This window comes from Pseudomonas sp. 3-2, assembly GCF_019710535.1.
Taxonomy (GTDB): Bacteria; Pseudomonadota; Gammaproteobacteria; order Pseudomonadales; family Pseudomonadaceae; genus Aquipseudomonas; species Aquipseudomonas pharyngis.
On sequence record NZ_CP081200.1, the window covers coordinates 4834251 to 4853914 of the forward strand.

Genomic DNA, 19664 nt, shown 5'->3' on the forward strand with positions numbered 1-19664 from the left:
AGTTTTTTAGCGCCGCTCCTGATTCCTCGGCCAGCTCAGACTGAAACAAGCCCCGCCCAGGCTCTTGCTCTTGCCAATCAACGCCCGGCCATCGTGCCAGTGGATGATCCGCCGCACGATCGACAGGCCCAGCCCGTGCCCACCGGACGCCCGGGTGCGACTGTCGTCCAGGCGCAGGAACGGCGTGAAGATTTTCTCCCAGGCGGTTTCCGGCACACCGGGGCCGTCGTCCTCGACATCCACCCGGCAGCGCATTTGCCCGACCTGATAACTGACCGTGACCTTCGAACGCGCATGGCGCATGGCGTTGCTCACCAGATTCTGCAAGGCGCGGTGCAGGTAACGCGGCTCGGCCTCGACCCAGGCGTCATCGCAATCCGCTGCTGACAGGCACAGACCGCGTTGCACCGTGACTTCTGCACGCAGAGGCGCCAGCTCTTCGATCACCTGATTGACCAGCGCATCCAGGTCAATGCGCTGGAAGGTCAACGCCGGCGAGCCCTGCTCCAGCCGGGCGTACGTGAGCATTTCGTCGACCAGTTTGTCGAGGTCCTCGATGTCGTGGTCCATGCCCTCGCGGTATTTTTCCAGCGCCTGCGGGGTGGTGGCCGAGCCGATCATCTCCAGACCGAAACGCAGGCGCGCCACCGGCGTGCGCAATTCGTGAGACACCGCGCGCACCAGTTCACGCTGAATGGCGAGCAACTGCTGCAAGTGCTCGGCCATGCCGTTGAACGCCGCCGCCAGTTTGCCCACCGAGTCGGCACCCCGGGCCGGCACCCGGGTTTCCAGACTGCCCTTGGCGATGCGCGTGGCGGCAGCCTCGAGCCCGCGCAAACGCCGTTCGAGCTGCCGCACCAATAAATAGACGATCAGGCCGATCAGGGTCAGCCCGAGGGCCGCGATCAAAACCAGCCATTCCGGCGGGTACGGGTTCATCTGATACAACGGCCCGATTTCCAGCACCCACGGCGTGCCGACCATACCGGCGAACACCCGGATCGAATCGCCACCCTTGCCCAGCGCCATCACCGTATCGCCCTCGGACACCCGACGGCTCTGGTCTTCATCCATGTCGGCATCGCTGACCGTGACCAGCCGCAAATCAAAGCCGAAGCCTTTGTCTTCCTTCAATTGCGCCAGCCGTTTGGGCTGCTCGCCCACCGGCACCCGCACCAGTTCATCGGCCAATAGATAAATGGTCGCCCGGGCCAGTTGCTCGCTGATCTGCTGCACCTCGCCCACCAGCACCAGTTGATCCTTGTCGCTGACCAGCCGATAGACCTTGGCCGCGTGCGGGCCGGTCTGTTCGACCAGCGCCTGGCCGCGCTGCACCCGGGTGCGCTGAGTCAGGTCGAGGTCGGTCTGGGCAAAGGTTTTCAGCGCCAGCGGAATCCCGAGCAGTCGCTCCCACACCAGCAAGGCGCGATGGCGCTCGGTCTCGTTCATCGGTTGCAGGTTGTCGGCCATCAGCGAAAACGTGCCGTGGGCCAGACGCTCGCGATACTGCTCGCTGCGCACCTGATTGAGCAGGTGCAGCGCAAGCACGCCGAGCACCGCCACCAGAATCAGCGCCGCGCACATGCCGCCATAGATGCGCAGGAAGATCGAATTCACAGCGGCAGGTCTGCGCAGGCTTCCGGCACGAACAGGTAGCCTTTGCTGCGAATGGTCTTGATCAGGCGCGGATGGTCGGGGTCGTCGCCGATCTTCGGGCGGATGCGCGAAATGCGCACATCGATCGAACGGTCCTGGCCGTCATAGCCGATGCCGCGCAACGCGGTGAAGATTTCTTCCCGGGACAGGATCCGTCCGGCGTTGGACACCAGCAGCCAGAGCAGATCGAATTCGGCACTGGTCAGCTCGATGCCACTGTCGCTGAGCCAGGCTTCGCGCAACGCGTTGTCCACCACCAGCGGGCCGAATTGCAACCGACGCGGATTGCCTGCCGATGGCTCCGGTGTGTCACTGCGTCGCAGCAACGCCTGGATGCGCGCCAGCAGCAGCCGTGGGCGCACCGGTTTGCACACGTAATCGTCGGCACCGAGGTCGAGACCGAGGATCTGGTCGGCGTCGTCAGTGCGCGCGGTGAGCATCAGGATCGGCCCGTCGTAGCGGTCGCGAACCTTGCGGCAAATGCTCAGGCCGTCTTCGCCAGGGAGCATCAGGTCGAGGATCACCAGGTCCGGCTGTTCCTTGATGATCCGCGCCGCCGCCAGTGCACCGTTGCCTTCGATCTCCACGCGCAATCCGTTGGCTTGCAGGTATTCCCGGGTCAGTTCGGCCAGACGCTGGTCATCCTCGACGATCAATACCTGCCAGGCTTCTTGCTCCACGAGTGACCTCTGCTTGCCGATGCTGCTTATAAAGGAAGGATCCTCCCGTCTTTTTGTCATCTTTAAGGAGGATAAGAATGCGTGCGCATGGGCCGATTGTATAAACGGCGAACAACCAGAACACAAGTCGGTAAATGCGTTCGGACAAGGCGGATTTTTGTGATAGGGTTCGCGCCCTCAAAATTCCGCCGCGGCATTTTTTTGCGGTGAAAAACAGTGACAGACGGTCTAGCTCAGCAGGTTCGCGGCCTACACGGGAATTCCTGGTTTCTTACACAATTTACGCACAGGTTTATCCACAGCTCGTACGTTGCAAGCCCCCTCGAAACGCATTATCTTGTAGCACGGCGCGAGGACAGACCCTACATATAGGGTTTTCCATTCCAGAGCCCAACCACATTTCGGACCTGAAACTCAAGTGCTTTATTGCCAGTTTCCGGTTGAACCAAGCAAGTTTTTCAAAGCCCAAACCGCACTTGCGGATGGCACCGTTTTTCAGGTTGGCAACGACCGGAACGGTACGGGTGTTGCAGTCATTACTGTCACCCTGGAAGTAATCCGGCTCGAGCCTTGGCTCGTGGCCGAAAACTTCGGCAAGGATGCGGCGTCATTAGCCTTTTTCCTACTGGTCCGAAGTTGTTATGCCCGACGCCCGTCGGTTGTAGTGCTTCGGACCAGAACGGTGAGCACCATGATGGTGCCCAAACAAACATAGAGAATGTGGAGATCACCCCCCATGCAAACCGACACAACTCGCGAGAACCCGCAGGGCACCTTGCCGCAGGCCGCCGATTCGAATTCGGATCTGGCTGCCACCGCGCCTGGCCAACTGCGTGTGATCAAGCGTAATGGCACTGTCGTTCCTTACACCGATGACAAGATCACCGTCGCTATCACCAAAGCGTTCCTCGCAGTTGAGGGCGGCACCGCTGCCGCTTCGTCGCGAATCCACGACACCGTTGCCCGCCTGACCGAACAGGTCACCGCGACCTTCAAGCGTCGCATGCCGTCGGGCGGCACCATCCACATCGAAGAAATCCAGGACCAGGTCGAACTGGCCCTGATGCGTGCCGGCGAGCAGAAAGTGGCTCGCGACTACGTGATCTACCGTGACGCCCGTTCCAAGGAACGCGCCACCCGCACCACCGCCGAAGCACCGGTACAGGCGCACCCGTCGATCCGCATCACCCGCGCCGACGGCAGCCTCGCGCCGCTGGACATGGGCCGCCTGAACACCATCGTCACCGAAGCCTGCGAAGGTCTGGCCGAAGTCGACGGCGACCTGATCCAGCGCGAAACCCTGAAGAACCTGTACGACGGCGTGGCCCTGAACGACGTCAACACCGCGCTGGTGATGACCGCCCGTACCCTGGTCGAGCGCGAGCCGAACTACTCGTTCGTGACCGCCCGCCTGCTGATGGACACCCTGCGCGCCGAGGGCCTGGGCTTCCTGGGCGTGGCCGAGAGCGCCACTCACCACGAAATGGCCGACCTGTACGCCAAGGCACTGCCGGCCTACGTTGCCAAAGGTATCGAGTTCGAACTGCTGAACCCTGTGCTGGCCTCCTTCGACCTGGAAAAACTGGGCAAGGCGATCAACCACGAGCGCGACCAGCAATTCACCTACCTGGGCCTGCAGACACTGTACGACCGTTACTTCATCCACAAGGATGGCGTGCGTTTCGAACTGCCGCAGATCTTCTTCATGCGCGTGGCCATGGGCCTGGCGATCGAAGAGAAGCAGAAAGAAGACCGTGCGATCGAGTTCTACAACCTGCTGTCCTCGTTCGACTACATGGCTTCGACCCCGACCCTGTTCAACGCCGGTACCCTGCGTCCACAGCTGTCGAGCTGCTACCTGACCACCGTGCCGGATGACCTGTCGGGCATCTACCACGCGATCCACGACAACGCCATGCTGTCGAAATTCGCCGGCGGCCTGGGCAACGACTGGACCCCGGTTCGTGCGCTGGGCTCGTACATCAAGGGCACCAACGGCAAGTCGCAGGGCGTGGTTCCGTTCCTGAAAGTGGTGAACGACACCGCCGTCGCCGTTAACCAGGGTGGCAAGCGCAAAGGCGCTGTCTGTGCCTACCTGGAAACCTGGCACATGGACATCGAAGAGTTCATCGAGCTGCGCAAGAACACCGGTGATGACCGTCGTCGTACCCACGACATGAACACCGCCAACTGGATCCCTGACCTGTTCATGAAGCGCGTCTTCGATGACGGCAAGTGGACCCTGTTCTCGCCGTCCGAAGTACCGGACCTGCACGACCTGACCGGCAAGGCCTTCGAAGAGCGCTACGAGTACTACGAAGCCCTGACCGAATACCCGGGCAAGATCAAGCTGTTCAAGACCATCCAGGCCAAAGACCTGTGGCGCAAGATGCTGTCGATGCTGTTCGAAACCGGCCACCCATGGCTGACTTTCAAGGATCCGTGCAACCTGCGCAGCCCGCAGCAGCACGTCGGCGTGGTTCACAGCTCGAACCTGTGCACCGAGATCACCCTGAACACCAACAAGGACGAGATCGCGGTCTGCAACCTGGGCTCGATCAACCTGCCGAACCACATCGTCGACGGCAAGCTGGACACCGCCAAGCTCAAGCGCACCATCGACGTCGCCGTGCGCATGCTCGACAACGTGATCGACATCAACTACTACTCGGTACCGCAGGCGAAGAACTCCAACTTCCGTCACCGTCCGGTCGGCCTGGGCATCATGGGCTTCCAGGACGCGCTGTACCTGCAGCACATCCCTTACGGTTCCGACGCTGCCGTCGAGTTCGCCGACAAGTCGATGGAAGCGGTCAGCTACTACGCGATCCAGGCTTCCTGCGATCTGGCCGACGAGCGCGGCTCGTACGAGACGTTCCAGGGTTCGCTGTGGTCCAAAGGCGTACTGCCGCTGGATTCGCAACAGATCCTGATCGAAGCACGTGGCCAGAAGTACATCGACGTCGACCTGACCGAGTCCCTGGACTGGGCACCGGTTCGCGCCCGTGTGCAGAAAGGCATCCGTAACTCGAACATCATGGCCATCGCACCGACCGCAACCATCGCCAACATCACCGGCGTCTCGCAGTCGATCGAACCGACCTACCAGAACCTGTATGTGAAATCGAACCTCTCGGGCGAATTCACCGTGATCAACCCGTACCTGGTTCGCGACCTGAAGGCTCGCGGCCTGTGGGACTCGGTCATGATCAACGACCTGAAGTACTACGACGGTTCGGTTCAGCAGATCGAGCGCATCCCGCAAGAACTCAAAGAGCTCTACGCAACCGCGTTCGAAGTGGACACCAAGTGGATCGTTGACGCCGCCAGCCGTCGTCAGAAGTGGATCGACCAGGCCCAGTCGCTGAACCTGTACATCGCCGGCGCATCGGGCAAGAAGCTGGACGTGACCTACCGCATGGCCTGGTACCGTGGTCTGAAAACCACCTACTACCTCCGTGCCCTGGCCGCGACCAGCACCGAGAAGTCGACCATCAACACCGGCAAGCTGAACGCTGTTTCCAGCGGCGGCAACCACGGCGACGACTCGGTCCTGGCAGCCCCTGCCGGCCCGGCTCCAGTACCGAAGGCTTGCGCCATCGACGAGCCGGATTGCGAAGCTTGCCAATAAGCTGAGCTGAATCGGGCGTTGCGAAACGCCTGATCCGAGAAACCCCCGACAGACTTCTGGTTTGTCGGGGGTTTTCTTTTGCCCGCGCAAAAAGCAAAAGCAAAAGCCGCCCTCACCCTAACCCTCTCCCGGAGGGAGAGGGGACTGACCGAGGTGTTTTATAGAGATACGCCGACGTGAAATACCGAGGTGAACTTGGATTTTGAAACGCATACAACTCAACCCCTGCTTTCTCTGTTCCTGCTTTCTCTGTTCCTGCTTTCTCTGCTCCTGCTCCTGCTCCTGCTCCTGCTCCTGCTTCCACTTCCGCTGCTGCTGCTGCTTCCGCTCTCCACCACTCAACACGATGAGCGTTAGCTCGAGTACCGCTTTTGCCGTGCCGGCCCCATCGGAAGGCTGAGTGGAGGGATTTATCCGGGGGTGGGAGCGCAGCGACCGTGCGGCGCAGCCGCATGCATCGAGAGGAGGTGCAGCGAAGCAAACCGTAGGCGATGCCCCCGGATGAATCCCGTAACGAAGGAACACCGAGCCAAAGCGAGGTGCCGAACGCCGGGGCCCAGCGTTTTGGTTACTTTTGGGCGTCTGCAAAAGTGACTCGCCGTAAGGGCGAAACCGCCAGCGGCAGCACCCGAAGCAACGGATAAACACCCCAACCCCCAGCCAAAAAAAAGCCCCTCAAAAAGAGGGGCTCCTTAACCAGCCAAAACCCAGAAATCAGGTCATCTGAATAATGGTCTGCATGATAGTGCTCTGAGTCGAAATGGTCTTGGCGTTCGCCTGATAGTTACTCTGCCCCTTGATCAGATCAACCAGCTCATTGGTCAGGTTAACGTTCGACTCCTCCAGCGAGTTCGAAACCACCGAACCCAGCGTACCGGTCTCCGGCGCATCGTAGCCCGGAATACCCGAAGCGAAAGTCTCTTTCCAGCTGGTACCACCGATCGGCTGCAAGCCCTGCTCGTTGGTGAAGCTCGCCAGCGCAACCTGGCCGATGGCCTTGCTCTGGTTGTTGCTGAAGTTGGCGAACAGCGTACCGGTACCGTCGATGGTCAGGTTGGTGATCTGGCCAGTGGCGTAACCATCCTGAGTCGGGATCGAACGCGCGGTGTCAGCGTTGTATTGAGTGGTCTTGGCCATCGAAATGGTAATGCCGGCCGGGTTAGCCGAAGCACCGTTGGCCGTCCACACACCGTTGGTCACAGTGCCCGGTACCCAGCCAGTGAGTTTCAGGTCGCTGCTGATCACTGCAGGCGGAGTGCTGACCTGAGTCAGCTTGCCAGTGGAGTCAAAGGTCATGGTCGATGCGACAGGCGCAGTGACTTTCGGGTCGCTGCCGGTAGCATCCGGGTTGCGACCGTCCACCAGGGTGTAGACCTTCCAGGTGTTGGCGCCGGTCTTCACCATGTACTGATCCATGACATGGGAGTTGCCCTGGCTGTCATAGATCGGAGTGCTGAACGACTTGGTGTAGGTCGCGAGGTTGGTCGGGTCGAACTTGCCGGCCACTGCTGTGTCGTCGATCACCGGAGCCGTCGAGTTCAGGTTGATGGTCGAGGTCACCAGCGAGGTGGACTTCGGCGCCAGGTTCGAGGTGTCGATCTTCAGATCGGTCAACACGCCGTTGATGATCTTGCCGTTGGAGTCCACACCGTAACCTTGCAGACGCGAGGTGTAGTCGGTGTTGGTGATGAAGCCGTCCTTGTCGACCTTGAACGTACCGGCACGGGTGTAGGAGATCGAACCGTTGTTGCTCAGGGTGAAGAAGCCCGAACCGTTGATCCCCATATCCAGCACGTTGCCGGTGTTGTTGATGTCGCCTTGGGTGAACTGCTGGGAAACGTTGGCCAGACGCACGCCGTTACCAATGACCTTGCTGCCGCTGCCCAGGCGAGTCGCCGAGTAGACGTCTTCGAATTCTGCGCGGGACGATTTGAAACCGGCGGTCGCGACGTTGGCGATGTTGTTGCCGGTCACGTCCAGTTGTTTGTTGGCTGCATAGAGACCGCTAAGGCCGATATTGAAAGACATATTCCACTCCTTTGTGCCGGTTAGTCGGCTCTATATACCAATGGTTTGTACTTTGGACAGGGCGACGGTGCCCTTGCCGGACAGGTTGAGCATCAGCTCGCCGCCGGTCTGGCTGATCGTCACGCTGGTGACCGTGGCTGGCAGATAGGTCGCCAGGTCGGTCGCGGTGCCGTTGATCGAGGCGTTGGCCTTGACGGTGTAGGTACCGGTTTTCACCAGGTTGCCGTCCTTGTCCTTGCCGTCCCAGGTGAAGCTTGCATCGCCTGCGGCGCGACTGCCCAGATCGATGGTGCGAACGGTGGCGCCGCTGCTGTCGGTGATGGTGACGGTACCGCCGGCAATCGACGACGGAACGGTGACCGAACCGGTCATGCCTTTGCTCGGATCGTCCAGCTGAACCGTGTTGGTCTGCACAATCACATTGCGACCCACCAGCGACGACGCCTGCAGGGCTTGCGACGAGTTGTAGTTGCCGGCCAGCGAACTGACGGTGCTGTTGAGGGTGGTGATCCCCTCGAGGCTGCTGAACTGCGCGAGCTGGGCAACGAATGCGCTGTTGTCCTGCGGGTCGAGCGGGTTCTGGTTCTTCAGCTGAGTCACCAGCAGTTGCAGGAACGCGTCCTTGCCCAGGGCCTGGCCGCCGGTCGAGCTGTTGGTGGCCGAAGCGATGCCGCCGGTGGTCGTGCTACTGGTCTTCTTCGAAGAGTTGGCCAGTATGTCGTTCATCGTCAGGCTGCTGGTGGTATCGGTAACACTCATGGCAGTCGCCCCTTATCACTGACCGAGGGTCAGTACCTTCTGCATCATGGTTTTGGCGGTGTTCATCATTTCGGCGTTGGTCTGGAACGACCGGCTCGCGGAAATCATGTCAGCCATTTCTTCCACCACGTTGACGTTCGGGTAGTAGACGTAGCCTTTGGCGTCGGCCGCCGGATGGTTCGGCTCGTAGCGCGCTTCGAGGTTGCTCTGGTCTTCGACCACGCCCATGACCTGCACGCCCTGGCCCGCAGCATCCTGGTTCTGGAACAGCGAATTGCTGCCGCCGCTCTGGCCGCCCTGGAACATGGTGGCGAACACCGGGTGACGGGCGCGATAAGTCTGGTCGATGCTCGACGAGACGGTCTCGGCGTTGGCGATGTTCGAGGCCACGGTGTTGAGACGGGTGGTCTGGGCGCTCATGCCGCTGCCGGCAATGTTGAAAACGCTGGACAGGGACATGGATTACTCTCCGCGCAGGGCTGACACAAGCCCTTTGAATTTGCTGTTGAGCAGGGTGAAGCTGGCCTGGAAGCCGACGGCGTTTTCCGCGTAGTTCGACTGTTCCAGTTGGGCGTCCACGGTGTTCTGGTCGATCGACGGCTGCATCGGCGTGCGATACATCAGCGACTCGTCGCCATTGCCCAGACCTTCAGCTTCGATGTGACGGCTGTTGGTCATGTTCAGGGCGATGGTGCCGTTGGCGTTCTTCTGGCTCTGTGCTTCGAGCACTTTGGAGAACTCCAGATCCCGCGCCTTGTAATTCGGGGTGTCGGCGTTGGCGATGTTGTTGGCCAGCACTTCGGCACGCTGGGCGCGGAAGCCCAGAGCCTTTTCGTGAATGCCGAGCGCTTTATCGAAGCTGATGCTCATGTCGGGAACCTTCAGGTGACCGGATTTTTCGTAACTGGGTTATAGCAAGCGGCGTGCCAGTTTGAGAAAGCCCCGGATTACGGGGCTTTGCATGCAATCGGCAACACGGCAATGCCAGAAAAGCGGCAACCGGTTTCCGCCGGATGCCGCTTTTCTGCCGCCTGCCACCGGCAAAAACCTTCAGGCATAAAAAAACGGGAGCCCCTGAGGACTCCCGTTTTTTGTGTCGCCAGTGTTTCACTTCGCCTGGTAGATGATCCCCGGGCTGCACTGAACCATCTGGTAATGATCCGGCAGACCGTTCAGCGCTTCGGAAGCGCCAAGGAACAGATAACCGCCCGGCTTCAGCGTGCTGTGGATGCGCAACAGGATGTCCTTCTTCACCTCGGCGGAGAAGTAGATCAGCACGTTGCGGCAGAACACGATGTCGAACTTGCCAAGGCTTGCGTAGCTGTCGAGCAGGTTGAACGAGCGGAATTCCACCCGGTTCTTGATCGGCGCCTTGATCGCCCAGCGCCCCGGCCCTTTCGGGTCGAAGTAGCGCTGCAGACGATCGGCGGACAAGCCGCGGCCAATCGCCAGGCTGTCGTACTCGCCGGTCTTGCAGTTGGTCAGCATGCTGCCGGACAGATCCGTGGCAACGATCTGCACGCCCATCTTCAACTGACCGATGTTCGTCCGCTCGAACTCGTCGATCGACATCGACAGCGAGTAGGGTTCCTGACCCGACGAGCAGGCCGCCGACCAGATCCGCAGACGCTGGTTGGGAGCGGCCTTGATCGCTTCGGGCAGCACCTTGTTCTTCAAGACTTCAAACGGATAGGTGTCGCGAAACCACAGGGTTTCGTTGGTCGTCATGGCATCGACCACCTGCTCGCGCAAACCGCTGCGCGGCTGGGTCTGGATGCGCTGAACCAGCTCACCCAGGGACTTGATGCCTTGCTGCTCCATCAGTTTGTTGAGACGGCTCGAGACCAGATACTGCTTGTTTTCACCGAGCAAAATGCCACAGGCTTTTTCCAGGAAGACCCGGAACTGTTCGAAATCCAAATTACCCGTAGACAAATGATGCCGCCTCTTAAATCGTGTTGAACGCCGAGGGCAGAAGGCCCTTAGCTGATGTCTGCTGCTTTGATCCGGTCGACTACCCGGGATGCCAGGTCATCAGGACGGAATTTGGCCAGGAAGTCATCGGCACCGACTTTCTTGACCATCGCCTGATTGAACACACCCGACAACGAAGTATGCAGGATGATATGAAGCTTTTGCATGCGAGGGTCGCTGCGAATCTCGGCCGTCAGGGTGTACCCGTCCATCTCCGGCATTTCGATGTCGGAGATCATCATCAGGAACTCTTCTTCCGGCTTCTTGCCCTCGTCGACCAGCTTGCGCAGGTAATCCAGCGCCTGCCTACCATCGTTCAATGCCACCACTTCGACACCGACCGTCTGCAGGCAACGCGTCACCTGCTTGCGCGCCACCGACGAGTCATCGACCGTCAGCACCCGCAGCGACAACGCCTTGCTCTGGGTCTCGACATCCACCACGCCGACCGAAATCGCTTCCGGGGTCGGCGCAACTTCCGCCAGCACCTTCTCGACGTCGATGATTTCGACTAACTGATTGTCGACCCGAGTCACAGCGGTCAGGTAGTGATCGCGTCCGGTGCCCTTGGGCGGCGGATGAATCTCTTCCCAGTTCATGTTCACGATACGTTCCACCGAGCGCACCAGGAAACCCTGGGTCTTGGTGTTGTATTCCGTGATGATCACAAACGGACTGTTCTTGTCTTTCAAAGCACCGGAGCCGGTCGCCATCGCCAGATCAAGAATCGGAATGGTCGCCCCCCGGATATTCGCCACCCCGCACACGACAGGACTGGACTTGGGCATCAGCGTCAGTTGCGGGCACTGCAGCACTTCCCGAACCTTGAACACGTTGATCCCGTAGAGCTGCTGACCGTCGAGACGGAACAACAACAGCTCCAGGCGATTCTGCCCCACCAGTTGCGTGCGCTGGTTCACCGAATCCATTACACCAGCCATGCCCAGACTCCTACACCAACGCCAAGTGTTGTTGCGACGCACATTCATTGCTAAACGGCACGGCGCTTGCTTTTTAACTCGTATGAACGCTCAAACGACATTTTTCCGACGCCTGACATCTCCCCTCCGCAGAGGGCTTTGCGCGATGTCCGCCGTTTGCCTGTCTTTCGCTGGCAGCCCTGCCGTTGCTGATGCGGTTACCATGCCTGACATGCTTATCGGCGTCACTCAGGGCTTTCTTGAATTCACCGTAGAAGACTATCTGGCCACCAGTCAAACGGAAGGCCGTTATGAAATCGAGGTCAACCAGCTCGATCCACGCATGCGCATGCCTATGTGCGACAAGGAATTGACAGCGACACTGGAGAGTCCGGCACGTCCACTGGGCCGTGTCACGGTCAAGGTCCGCTGCGAAGGCGCCTCCCCCTGGACGGTGTTCGTGCCCGCTCAAGTCCGCCTGTTTCGCGAGATTGTCACCACCACCCGGCCACTCAAGCGCGCCGGCATCATCGAGCCGCAGGACGTGACCTTGCGCGAGCGCGACGTCAGCACGATCAATCAGGGTTTCCTGACGTCGGTGGATGAAGCCATCGGCCAGAAATTGACCCGACCAACGGTAGCCGATCAAGTCATTACCCTGGTGCATCTGGAACAGGCGGAAGTCGTTCGCAAGGGCGATCAAGTGGTGATCACTGCCCGCAGCGGCACCCTCGCCGTACGGATGCCGGGCGAAGCGCTGGCCAACGGCGGCCTGAAAGAACAGATTCGAGTGAAGAACCTCAACTCCCAGCGGGTCATCAAGGCGCAGGTTGTGGCGCCCGGCCAGGTGGAAGTAGCGATGTAAGCGGCGAGTGAGCGGCAGGATGAACGGATATTTGAAAAGCCCCTGAGCGTTTGGCAGAAAACTGGCGCTGACCAGAGCTGTTCCCTAAACTGTGCCGCAGCAGGACCTGCAACGGCGCATGCAAGCTCATTGCTAAATGGGCCTAAAGTTTTCCAGGGGATGGCCGAGAACATGGCAAGCGTCCAAATTCCCAGAGGTTTTTAACATGGTCATCGATTTCAGCCGTTTGAACAGCTCCTCGTCACTTACGGGCAGTACACGTACCAGCAACGCCAAGGAAACCGCCGAAACCGGCACCTCCGCGCCGCTGAATACCCCGGCCGAACAGGCCAGTACCGCAAAAAGCGGGGAATCGGTACACCTCAGCAATGAGGCTCAACAGTTGCAGAAGGTCACTGACAAGCTGCGTGATCAGCCTGCCGTCGACAAGGCCCGCGTGGCCGAGTTGAAAGCAGCGATTGCCGATGGCAGCTACAAGGTCGACAGCAACCGTGTAGCCAGCAAACTGCTCAATTTCGAAGCCCAGCGCTAGGCCTCGGTCAGCGCCAGGCTTTTGGACGCTTAAAACCCAAGGCCAGCCATGCACGACACTAATTTATTGCAACTGATCATCGACGACTTTGCTCCAGCTCAACAATTGCTGGAGTTACTGCAAACCGAGTCCCTCGCCTTGCACGGTCGCGACATGCCTCTGCTGGAAGAAATTCTGGCGAACAAGCAGGCATTGATCATTCTGCTCGAACAGCATGGCCGCAAGCGCAGCGAAATCCTCGCCAGTCTCAATCTGTCGCTCGACCGCGCCGGCCTGGAACAACTGGCCAGCCAGTCGAGCATCGGCGACCAGTTGCTCAGCCAGAGCGATGTCCTGACCGATCTGATCGCTCAGTGCCAGGCAGCCAATGCCAGGAATGGCCAGTCGATCATCATGCAACAGGCCGCCACGGCCAATCAGCTGAAAATCCTCACCGGCGGCGAGCCACCCGCGCTCTACGATGCCAGTGGCACCTTCTCCAAACTGCAGAAACCGCGCGCGCTCAGCCAGGCGTGATGCTTTCTTCTATGCTTGCGCCCTATCAACGTGCGAAACATGCTGGCAAAATACTGGCCAGCCATAGTCAAATTTTGTCTGGAGATTGATTCAACGTGTCCAACGTCCTCAGCGCGGATGATGCTCCGCAGCCCCCAAAGGTGCTCACTACACCTCTGGAAATCTCCAGCAACCTGCGCCAGCTGCAAGAAAGCCATGATCCTCTGATCATCACCTTCCACGAGCGCAGCCAGCGCTTCCAGAGCTACCTGATCAAGGTTGACCGGGAAACCGCCACGATTGCCCTGGACGAAATGATCCCACGCGATGGCGAACGCTTCCTGCTGGCTGGCGAGCCGTTCAAGGTCGAAGGTTTTCATGACGGCGTGCGCATTGCCTGGGAATGCAACGGCACGCTGAACATCGAAGAATCCAGTGGCGATCGTTTCTACACTGGCGACCTGCCCACCGAAGTGGTTTATCACCAGCGCCGCAATGCTTTCCGCGCCGCTTTGAAGCTGACCGACCTGGTCAGCGTCGAACTGGGCGGCGAAAAGCTCAAGTCGCCTATCGGCGGCAAACTGCTGGATATCTCCGCCACCGGCTGCAAACTGCGTTTCGAAGGCGACATCACCGACCGCCTGCAACTGGGCCAGGTTTATGATCGCCTGATCGCCGCGCCGCTGTTCGGCAACCAGCCCACCTCGGTCGAGCTGCGTTACCTGCACTTCGAAGAAAAACTCAACATCACCTTCGCCGGCCTGCGCTTTCACAACATCAGCGGCCCGGCGGCGCGCAACGTCGAGCGTTTCGTTTATCAACTGCAACGCGAAGCGCGTCGGTTCGATAAAGACGACCTCTGATCGACTGGCATTAAAAAACGGGCAGTCACTGCGGGGACTGCCCGTTTTTTTATGCCTGAATCACGGTCTGGCGGGGCTGATGTCCGGCCCCTCACCTTCGATTGTCGAATCGGTTGGCGCGACAGGTTCTGGCTCGGGTTCAGGTTCAGGCTCCGGAGCGACCGTATTCTGCATCTGCTCCTGCACCACTTGTTCATCGACCCGCGGATCAAGCGCAGCCACCAGCGGCGAGCTGGACATGCTGTCCGGCATCGCCACGTGATGCAGCGGTGCATCGTCGACCTGGTGCAGATTGGTCACGGCTTTCGGCCGGATCCGCCACACCAGCACCAGCGCGAAAAAGGTGAAGAACGCGTACAGGCTCTGCGGCCCGAACAGCTTCATCAGCACCCCGGCTGCCAGCGGCCCGATACTCGCTCCCACGCCGTAAGTCACCAGCAGCATCGCCGTCAGCGACACCCGACGCTCGCCTTCGACGTGGTCGTTGGAGAACGCCACCGCCAACGGGTACAGGCAGAACTGCACCAGCGAACAGAGGAAGCCGACCACGAACAGCACCTCCAGCGGCACCTGCGGCAGGATCGCCAGCGGCAACGAAGCAACCGCGAGGAACAGCGCGAAACAGCGGATCAACAGCGCCCGGTCATAGCGGTCGGACAACCAGCCCAGCGGCCACTGCACCACCAGCCCGGCAAAAATGCAGCTACCCATGAACAGACCGACCTGTTCGGTGGACAGCCCCTGCTGCGAGGCATACAGCGGCGCCAGACCGTAGAACGAACCGATGATCAGCCCGGCCCCGAGCACCGTGCTCAGCGACTGCGGCACGCGCTTGATAAAGAAGCGCGGCTCCATCGGCGCCGGGTGCAACGGCGCCGGGTGAATCCGTCGAGTCAGCGCCACCGGCACCAGACACAGGGCGAAGCACAGCGCGACCAGCATCAACAGTTCCAGACCAAGGCCCGGGTGCATGACCAGAATCAGCTGACCGAGCACCAGCCCCAGATACGACGCGATCATGTAGCCGCTGAACACCAGTCCCCGCTGATTGGCGTCGGCCTGCTCGTTCAGCCAGCTCTCGATGACCATGTACTGGCACATCATGCCGAGGCCGACGATGGTCCTCAGCACCAGCCAGGCCGGCAGCCAGTCCACCAGGCCATGACCGAGCACCGCCGCACCGACGATCCCGGCACACGCCGAGTAGGCGCGGATATGCCCGACCCGGGCGATCAGCCGGTGACCGATCTTGCCGCCCAGCACCAGACCGAAATAGTTGGCCGCCATCAACGCACCGACCCACAACCCGTCGACATGGTCGGCAGCCAGACGTAAAGCCAGATAAGTAGAAAGAAGGCCCGAGCCGATCAACATCATCAGCGAGGCGAAATACAGCGCTCGAAAGGATTTCCAGATTTGGCGCATCGGCGTTCCGAGCGGCTCCTTGCAGTAAGTATCGGGCTATCAAACGATAGCCCGACGGCGACATTTCGTCAGGCCTGGGCTGCTAGAACACGGCGTTCCCAGGGAGTGATTTCATCAAAGAAACTGGTCAACTCCATGGTCTTCGAAGCGATGTAGCCTTCGATGAACTCCGTGCCGAACAGTTCCTTTGCAAGCTGGCTGCGTTTCAGACGTTCGAGCGCCGCGTGCAAGGTACACGGCAGCGAAAGATTGTCCGGCACTTCGAACTCGCCCTGAATCGCTTCGCTTGGTTCGAGTTCATGCTCGATGCCGTACAAGCCGGCGGCCAGGCTCGCGGCAATCGCCAGGTACGGGTTGGCATCGGCCCCCGGCAAACGGTTCTCGACCCGACGCGCAACCGGCGAACTTGCCGGAATGCGCAGGCCGGCGGCGCGGTTGTCGTGGGACCAGCAGGCGTTGTTCGGCGAGGCAAACGGATGGCACAGCCGTTGATACGAATTGACGTTCGGCGCAAACAGCGCGGTGAAATCAGCCATGCCCGCCTGCTGCCCGCCGATGAAGTGGCGGAACATTGCAGTCGGCTGACCGTCCGCGTCACTGAACACGTTCTTGCCGCTGCCGATTTCGACGATGCTCTGGTGAATGTGCATCGAACTGCCCGGCGTGTGCGCCAGCGGCTTGGCCATGCACACCACGGTCAGGCCGTGCTTGAGCGCGACTTCCTTGAGCAGATGCTTGAACAGAAAGGTCTGATCGGCCAGCAACAGCGGATCACCGTGCAGCAAGTTGATCTCGAACTGGCTGACGCCCATTTCGTGCATGAAGGTATCGCGTGGCAGGCCCAGAGCCGCCATGCATTTATAGACTTCACTGAAGAACGGTCGCAGACCGTTGTTGGAACTGACGCTGAACGCCGAATGACCGTCCTCGCGACGACCGTCGAGACCGACTGGCGGCTGGAACGGTTGGGTCGGGTCGGTGTTCGGAGCGAACACAAAAAATTCGAGTTCGGTCGCCACCACCGGTGCCAGACCGAGGGCTGCGTAGCGGGCAATGACCTTCTTGAGCTGGCCACGGGTCGACAGGTTGGAGCTTTCGCCGGTGAGCTCGTCGGCATCACAGATTGCCAAGGCCCGTGGCTCTTCACTCCATGGCAATGGGTGAATCTGCGCAGGATCGGCCACCAGCGCCAGATCGCCGTCATCGCTGCCATAGAATTTCGCGGCAGGATAACCGCCCATGATGCATTGCAGCAGCACCCCCCGGGCCAACTGCAGACGCCGCCCTTCGAGGAAGCCCTCGGCGGTCATTACCTTGCCCCGTGGCACGCCGTTCAAATCCGGCGTGACACATTCAATCTCATCAATGCCCGTCAATCGCTGCGCGAGTGAACGCTGGCCATCGGTTGTCATGACGCAATCCTTGTTATTGTGCGAGCCGCGAACGGCGACCCGGACAAAATAGGCTTCGGCTGTTCGGAATATCAAGCAGCAGCCAACAAAAAGAATTCCGGTCGATGAATCGGTGATTCAGGGCAGGTAAATACTGAACACGCCGCCGCCCAACGGGCCGCCATTGCGGATCTCGGTACGCCCGCCTACACCGTTGCGCTGATGCAGCGCAGCGATGCGCCCGGCGAAGTACAGACCCAGCCCAGTGCTGCCACTGCTGTGGTTGATGCCCTGCACGTAATCGGCCTGACGCTCAAGCATTTCGGCCGGGTAACCGTCGCCGTCATCGTTGATGCTCAACACCAGTTGCCCCGCCTCGTCGCTGACGGTGATCAGCAGCGATTCGCGGGCGTAGCGGATCGCGTTGTTGATGCAGTTGCCCAGCACCGAGGCGATCAGCTCACGGTCGAAGAAGCCCAGGGGACTGAGCGGATCGACTTCGTAAGTGGCGAGGATTCCACGACTGGCGAACACTTCCTGATGCGCCGCCAGTTGCGCCTCGATGAAGTCGTCCAGCTCGTGATAGGCCGGCTGCAACGGCATCTGATTCACCCCAAGCTTGTACAGCCCGAGCAGTTGCACCAGCATGCCGTTGAGGTGGGCGAACTCGAAGTCGATCACGCCCTGCTCCGCCCCTTGGCGCTGCGCCTCGGGCAGACGCGCCAGCCATTGGCTGTGGGCCTGCATCAGCATCGCCAGAGAGTTCTTCATGTCGTGCACGGTGGAGGCGATCACCGTGGAAAAATCCAGTGCCTGCTCGTCTTGGTTCATTCGCCAAACGCCTTGCTTTTCAGCTTCTGATAACGCGGATAACGCGCGTCGGTATCGGGCATCATGCCCACCAGTTTCAGGCAGGCCCGACATTCTTCCAGCTCCGCCGACGGCACATTGGTGTCGGTGCCGTGCAGCAGCGACTGGGCCATGTTCAGCGCGATACTGATGTTCTTCGGTTGCATCTTCAGCGCCTTGCGGAACACCTCGCGGGCCTCCACCAGGTTGCCGGTCTTGTACACGCGCACGCCCTGCCGGTTGAGGTCGGCGGCCGCGTTGCTGGAGCTGAGAATAGTCGGATCGTCAGTGAGCTTCGCGATGTCTTTCATCACCGTCGGGTCATCACCATAGATTTCCGCGCAGCTCTTGAGCATCGAGGTGCCCGCCTCGGTCTGGCCGAGCATCTGCAATTGCTTGGCCACCAGCAACGCGGCCTCGGGGCTCATGAACTGCTCCATGCCGTCCAGGCGCATCAGCGCTTGTTCGGTGAGTTTTTCGGCGGTCTCGGCATCGTTGAGCAACAGGCTCGTGGCCTTCATCAGACGCGCGCGAATCTGCAGGCCCGGATCGGTCGGGTTTTCCTTGGCCACGGCGCTGAGGGTGGTGTTGATCTCCAGACGCGTACGGGTGTCGAGCCCGCGTTCGCTGCCTTTGCTGATCAGCGCATGGGCCAGGCCGAGATTGCTTTCCGGATCCTTGAACCGCGATTGCGCGCCCTGATTCACCGCCTGGCGATAAGCCCGGGAAGCGGTGTCGAAATCTTCGTTGGCCATCGCCAGCTTGCCCAGCAACGCCTGACGGCGCACCGCCAGCGGCGACAGGCGAATCGCTTCCTCCAGCACTTGCTGCGCGCCTTTGGTATCGCCTTCGGCGACCAGCACGTCAGCCATGCCGTCATACAGCGCCGGCATCATCGGGAAGACCTTCAGGGCTTTTTCGTAAACGCCCTTGGCCTGACTGACCTGCCCGCGCTTGAACAACAACTTGCCTAACCCGGCAAAGGCCCACGGCAACGGCCGGTCAGCGATGATGCTGTCGTAAAGGCGCTCGAGCGCTTCGTTCTGGTTCATGTCGCGCAACGCATCGGCGCGATAACGCAGGCACAGCGGCGAATAACGGATGTCCTGTTTACACAGGGCGATGCAGGCGTTGAGCACTTCCATCGGTTTGCCGCGGTCGAGGGCTTGCAGAATCGGCTTGAGCAGGGTCTTGCGCTGCTCCAGACGCTCCAGCCGCTGAGCGAGGCCGGAGCGATTGAACGGCTTGGTCAGGTACGCGTCCGGTTCGTGCTCCAGGGCACTGAGCACCATCGCCTGACTGGTCTCGGCCGTGACCATCACGAACACCGCTTCGTGGCTGATCAGCTTTTCCATCATCAGGTCTTCCAGCACCTGCTGACCGTTCTTCTTGCCATCACCGAGGTGGAAGTCCTGAAGGATGAAATCGTAGGACTTCTGCGCACACATTTTCAGCGCCTGCTCACCGGTGTCGGCGGTGTCCACGTCCTTGACGCCCAACTCGCGCAACATCGAACGCACGGAACTGCGGAAATCCGAGAAATCATCGACGATCAGAAAACTCTTTTGGTGATACGACAGCATCGAGGATTTCCAG

The 19664-nt window shown here is 60.2% G+C and carries 17 protein-coding genes; 5 read left to right on the forward strand and 12 right to left on the reverse strand.

The genetic code is table 11. The annotated features are described in order from the left end of the window. Window positions 1-6 precede the first annotated feature (6 nt). Together K3819_RS21875 and K3819_RS21880 are read right to left on the reverse strand one after the other, a co-directional pair. A complete protein-coding gene (locus tag K3819_RS21875) occupies window positions 7-1617 on the reverse strand; it encodes an ATP-binding protein (RefSeq protein ID WP_007957745.1) in 1611 nt (536 codons plus the stop codon). Then, on the reverse strand, window positions 1614-2336 hold the full coding sequence (locus K3819_RS21880; protein WP_064598677.1) for a response regulator: 723 nt from the start codon (window positions 2334-2336) through the stop codon (window positions 1614-1616). Before K3819_RS21880 ends, K3819_RS21875 begins: the two co-directional genes overlap by 4 nt. Before the next feature lie 736 nt (window positions 2337-3072). Between K3819_RS21880 and K3819_RS21885 the strand changes: the two genes are divergently transcribed. Then, window positions 3073-5967 (forward strand): ribonucleoside-diphosphate reductase subunit alpha, encoded by a 2895-nt coding sequence (locus K3819_RS21885; protein WP_011335505.1) that lies wholly within the window; start codon window positions 3073-3075, stop codon window positions 5965-5967. A 714-nt stretch (window positions 5968-6681) separates the two neighbouring features. On the opposite strand, the gene flgE is transcribed toward K3819_RS21885, so the two are convergent. The 6 genes from flgE to K3819_RS21915 form a co-directional block, all read right to left on the reverse strand. Continuing rightward, complete coding sequence (gene flgE / locus K3819_RS21890; protein WP_064383586.1) at window positions 6682-7995, reverse strand: flagellar hook protein FlgE; 1314 nt, start codon at window positions 7993-7995, stop codon at window positions 6682-6684. A gap of 30 nt (window positions 7996-8025) precedes the next feature. Then, window positions 8026-8754: a flagellar hook assembly protein FlgD gene (gene flgD, locus K3819_RS21895; protein WP_039772111.1), complete on the reverse strand. Its 729-nt coding sequence runs from the start codon at window positions 8752-8754 to the stop codon at window positions 8026-8028. Window positions 8755-8769: 15 nt separating this feature from the next. Then, the gene (gene flgC, locus K3819_RS21900) at window positions 8770-9213 is read right to left on the reverse strand and encodes a flagellar basal body rod protein FlgC (protein ID WP_007960329.1); all 444 of its coding nucleotides are present in this window, start codon (window positions 9211-9213) and stop codon (window positions 8770-8772) included. Between the two features lie 3 nt (window positions 9214-9216). Beyond that, window positions 9217-9624 carry a flagellar basal body rod protein FlgB gene (gene flgB / locus K3819_RS21905; protein WP_007960328.1) on the reverse strand — a complete coding sequence of 136 codons (408 nt, stop codon included), beginning with the start codon at window positions 9622-9624 and terminating at the stop codon, window positions 9217-9219. 237 nt (window positions 9625-9861) lie between these two features. Beyond that, window positions 9862-10689 carry a protein-glutamate O-methyltransferase CheR gene (gene cheR / locus K3819_RS21910; protein WP_085610719.1) on the reverse strand — a complete coding sequence of 276 codons (828 nt, stop codon included), beginning with the start codon at window positions 10687-10689 and terminating at the stop codon, window positions 9862-9864. A gap of 47 nt (window positions 10690-10736) precedes the next feature. Further along, window positions 10737-11669: a chemotaxis protein CheV gene (locus tag K3819_RS21915; RefSeq protein ID WP_011335509.1), complete on the reverse strand. Its 933-nt coding sequence runs from the start codon at window positions 11667-11669 to the stop codon at window positions 10737-10739. 82 nt (window positions 11670-11751) lie between these two features. On the opposite strand from K3819_RS21915, the gene flgA reads away from it, so the two are divergent. The 4 genes from flgA (at window position 11752) to K3819_RS21935 (ending at window position 14403) form a co-directional block, all read left to right on the forward strand. After that, a complete protein-coding gene (gene flgA / locus K3819_RS21920; RefSeq protein ID WP_064598681.1) occupies window positions 11752-12513 on the forward strand; it encodes a flagellar basal body P-ring formation chaperone FlgA in 762 nt (253 codons plus the stop codon). A gap of 205 nt (window positions 12514-12718) precedes the next feature. Next, window positions 12719-13045, forward strand: coding sequence for a flagellar biosynthesis anti-sigma factor FlgM (gene flgM, locus K3819_RS21925; RefSeq protein WP_007960324.1), 327 nt, complete (start codon window positions 12719-12721; stop codon window positions 13043-13045). A 48-nt stretch (window positions 13046-13093) separates the two neighbouring features. Then, window positions 13094-13561: a flagella synthesis protein FlgN gene (locus tag K3819_RS21930; protein ID WP_039772108.1), complete on the forward strand. Its 468-nt coding sequence runs from the start codon at window positions 13094-13096 to the stop codon at window positions 13559-13561. A gap of 95 nt (window positions 13562-13656) precedes the next feature. Beyond that, window positions 13657-14403, forward strand: a complete 747-nt coding sequence (locus K3819_RS21935) for a flagellar brake protein (protein WP_039772106.1) — start codon at window positions 13657-13659, stop codon at window positions 14401-14403. Window positions 14404-14463: 60 nt separating this feature from the next. On the opposite strand, the gene K3819_RS21940 is transcribed toward K3819_RS21935, so the two are convergent. The 4 genes from K3819_RS21940 to K3819_RS21955 all read right to left on the reverse strand — a co-directional run bounded on the left by K3819_RS21940 (window position 14464) and on the right by K3819_RS21955 (window position 19651). Continuing rightward, a complete protein-coding gene (locus K3819_RS21940; RefSeq protein ID WP_085610720.1) occupies window positions 14464-15828 on the reverse strand; it encodes an MFS transporter in 1365 nt (454 codons plus the stop codon). A gap of 68 nt (window positions 15829-15896) precedes the next feature. Beyond that, entirely contained in the window at window positions 15897-17138 is a 1242-nt protein-coding gene (locus K3819_RS21945; protein WP_178076447.1) for a glutamine synthetase family protein, read from the reverse strand. Between the two features lie 219 nt (window positions 17139-17357). Then, window positions 17358-18050, reverse strand: a complete 693-nt coding sequence (locus K3819_RS21950; RefSeq protein ID WP_085647369.1) for a sensor histidine kinase KdpD — start codon at window positions 18048-18050, stop codon at window positions 17358-17360. Further along, window positions 18047-19651, reverse strand: coding sequence for a tetratricopeptide repeat-containing response regulator (locus K3819_RS21955; protein ID WP_085647368.1), 1605 nt, complete (start codon window positions 19649-19651; stop codon window positions 18047-18049). The genes K3819_RS21950 and K3819_RS21955 overlap by 4 nt, the downstream gene beginning before the upstream one ends. Window positions 19652-19664 lie beyond the last annotated feature (13 nt).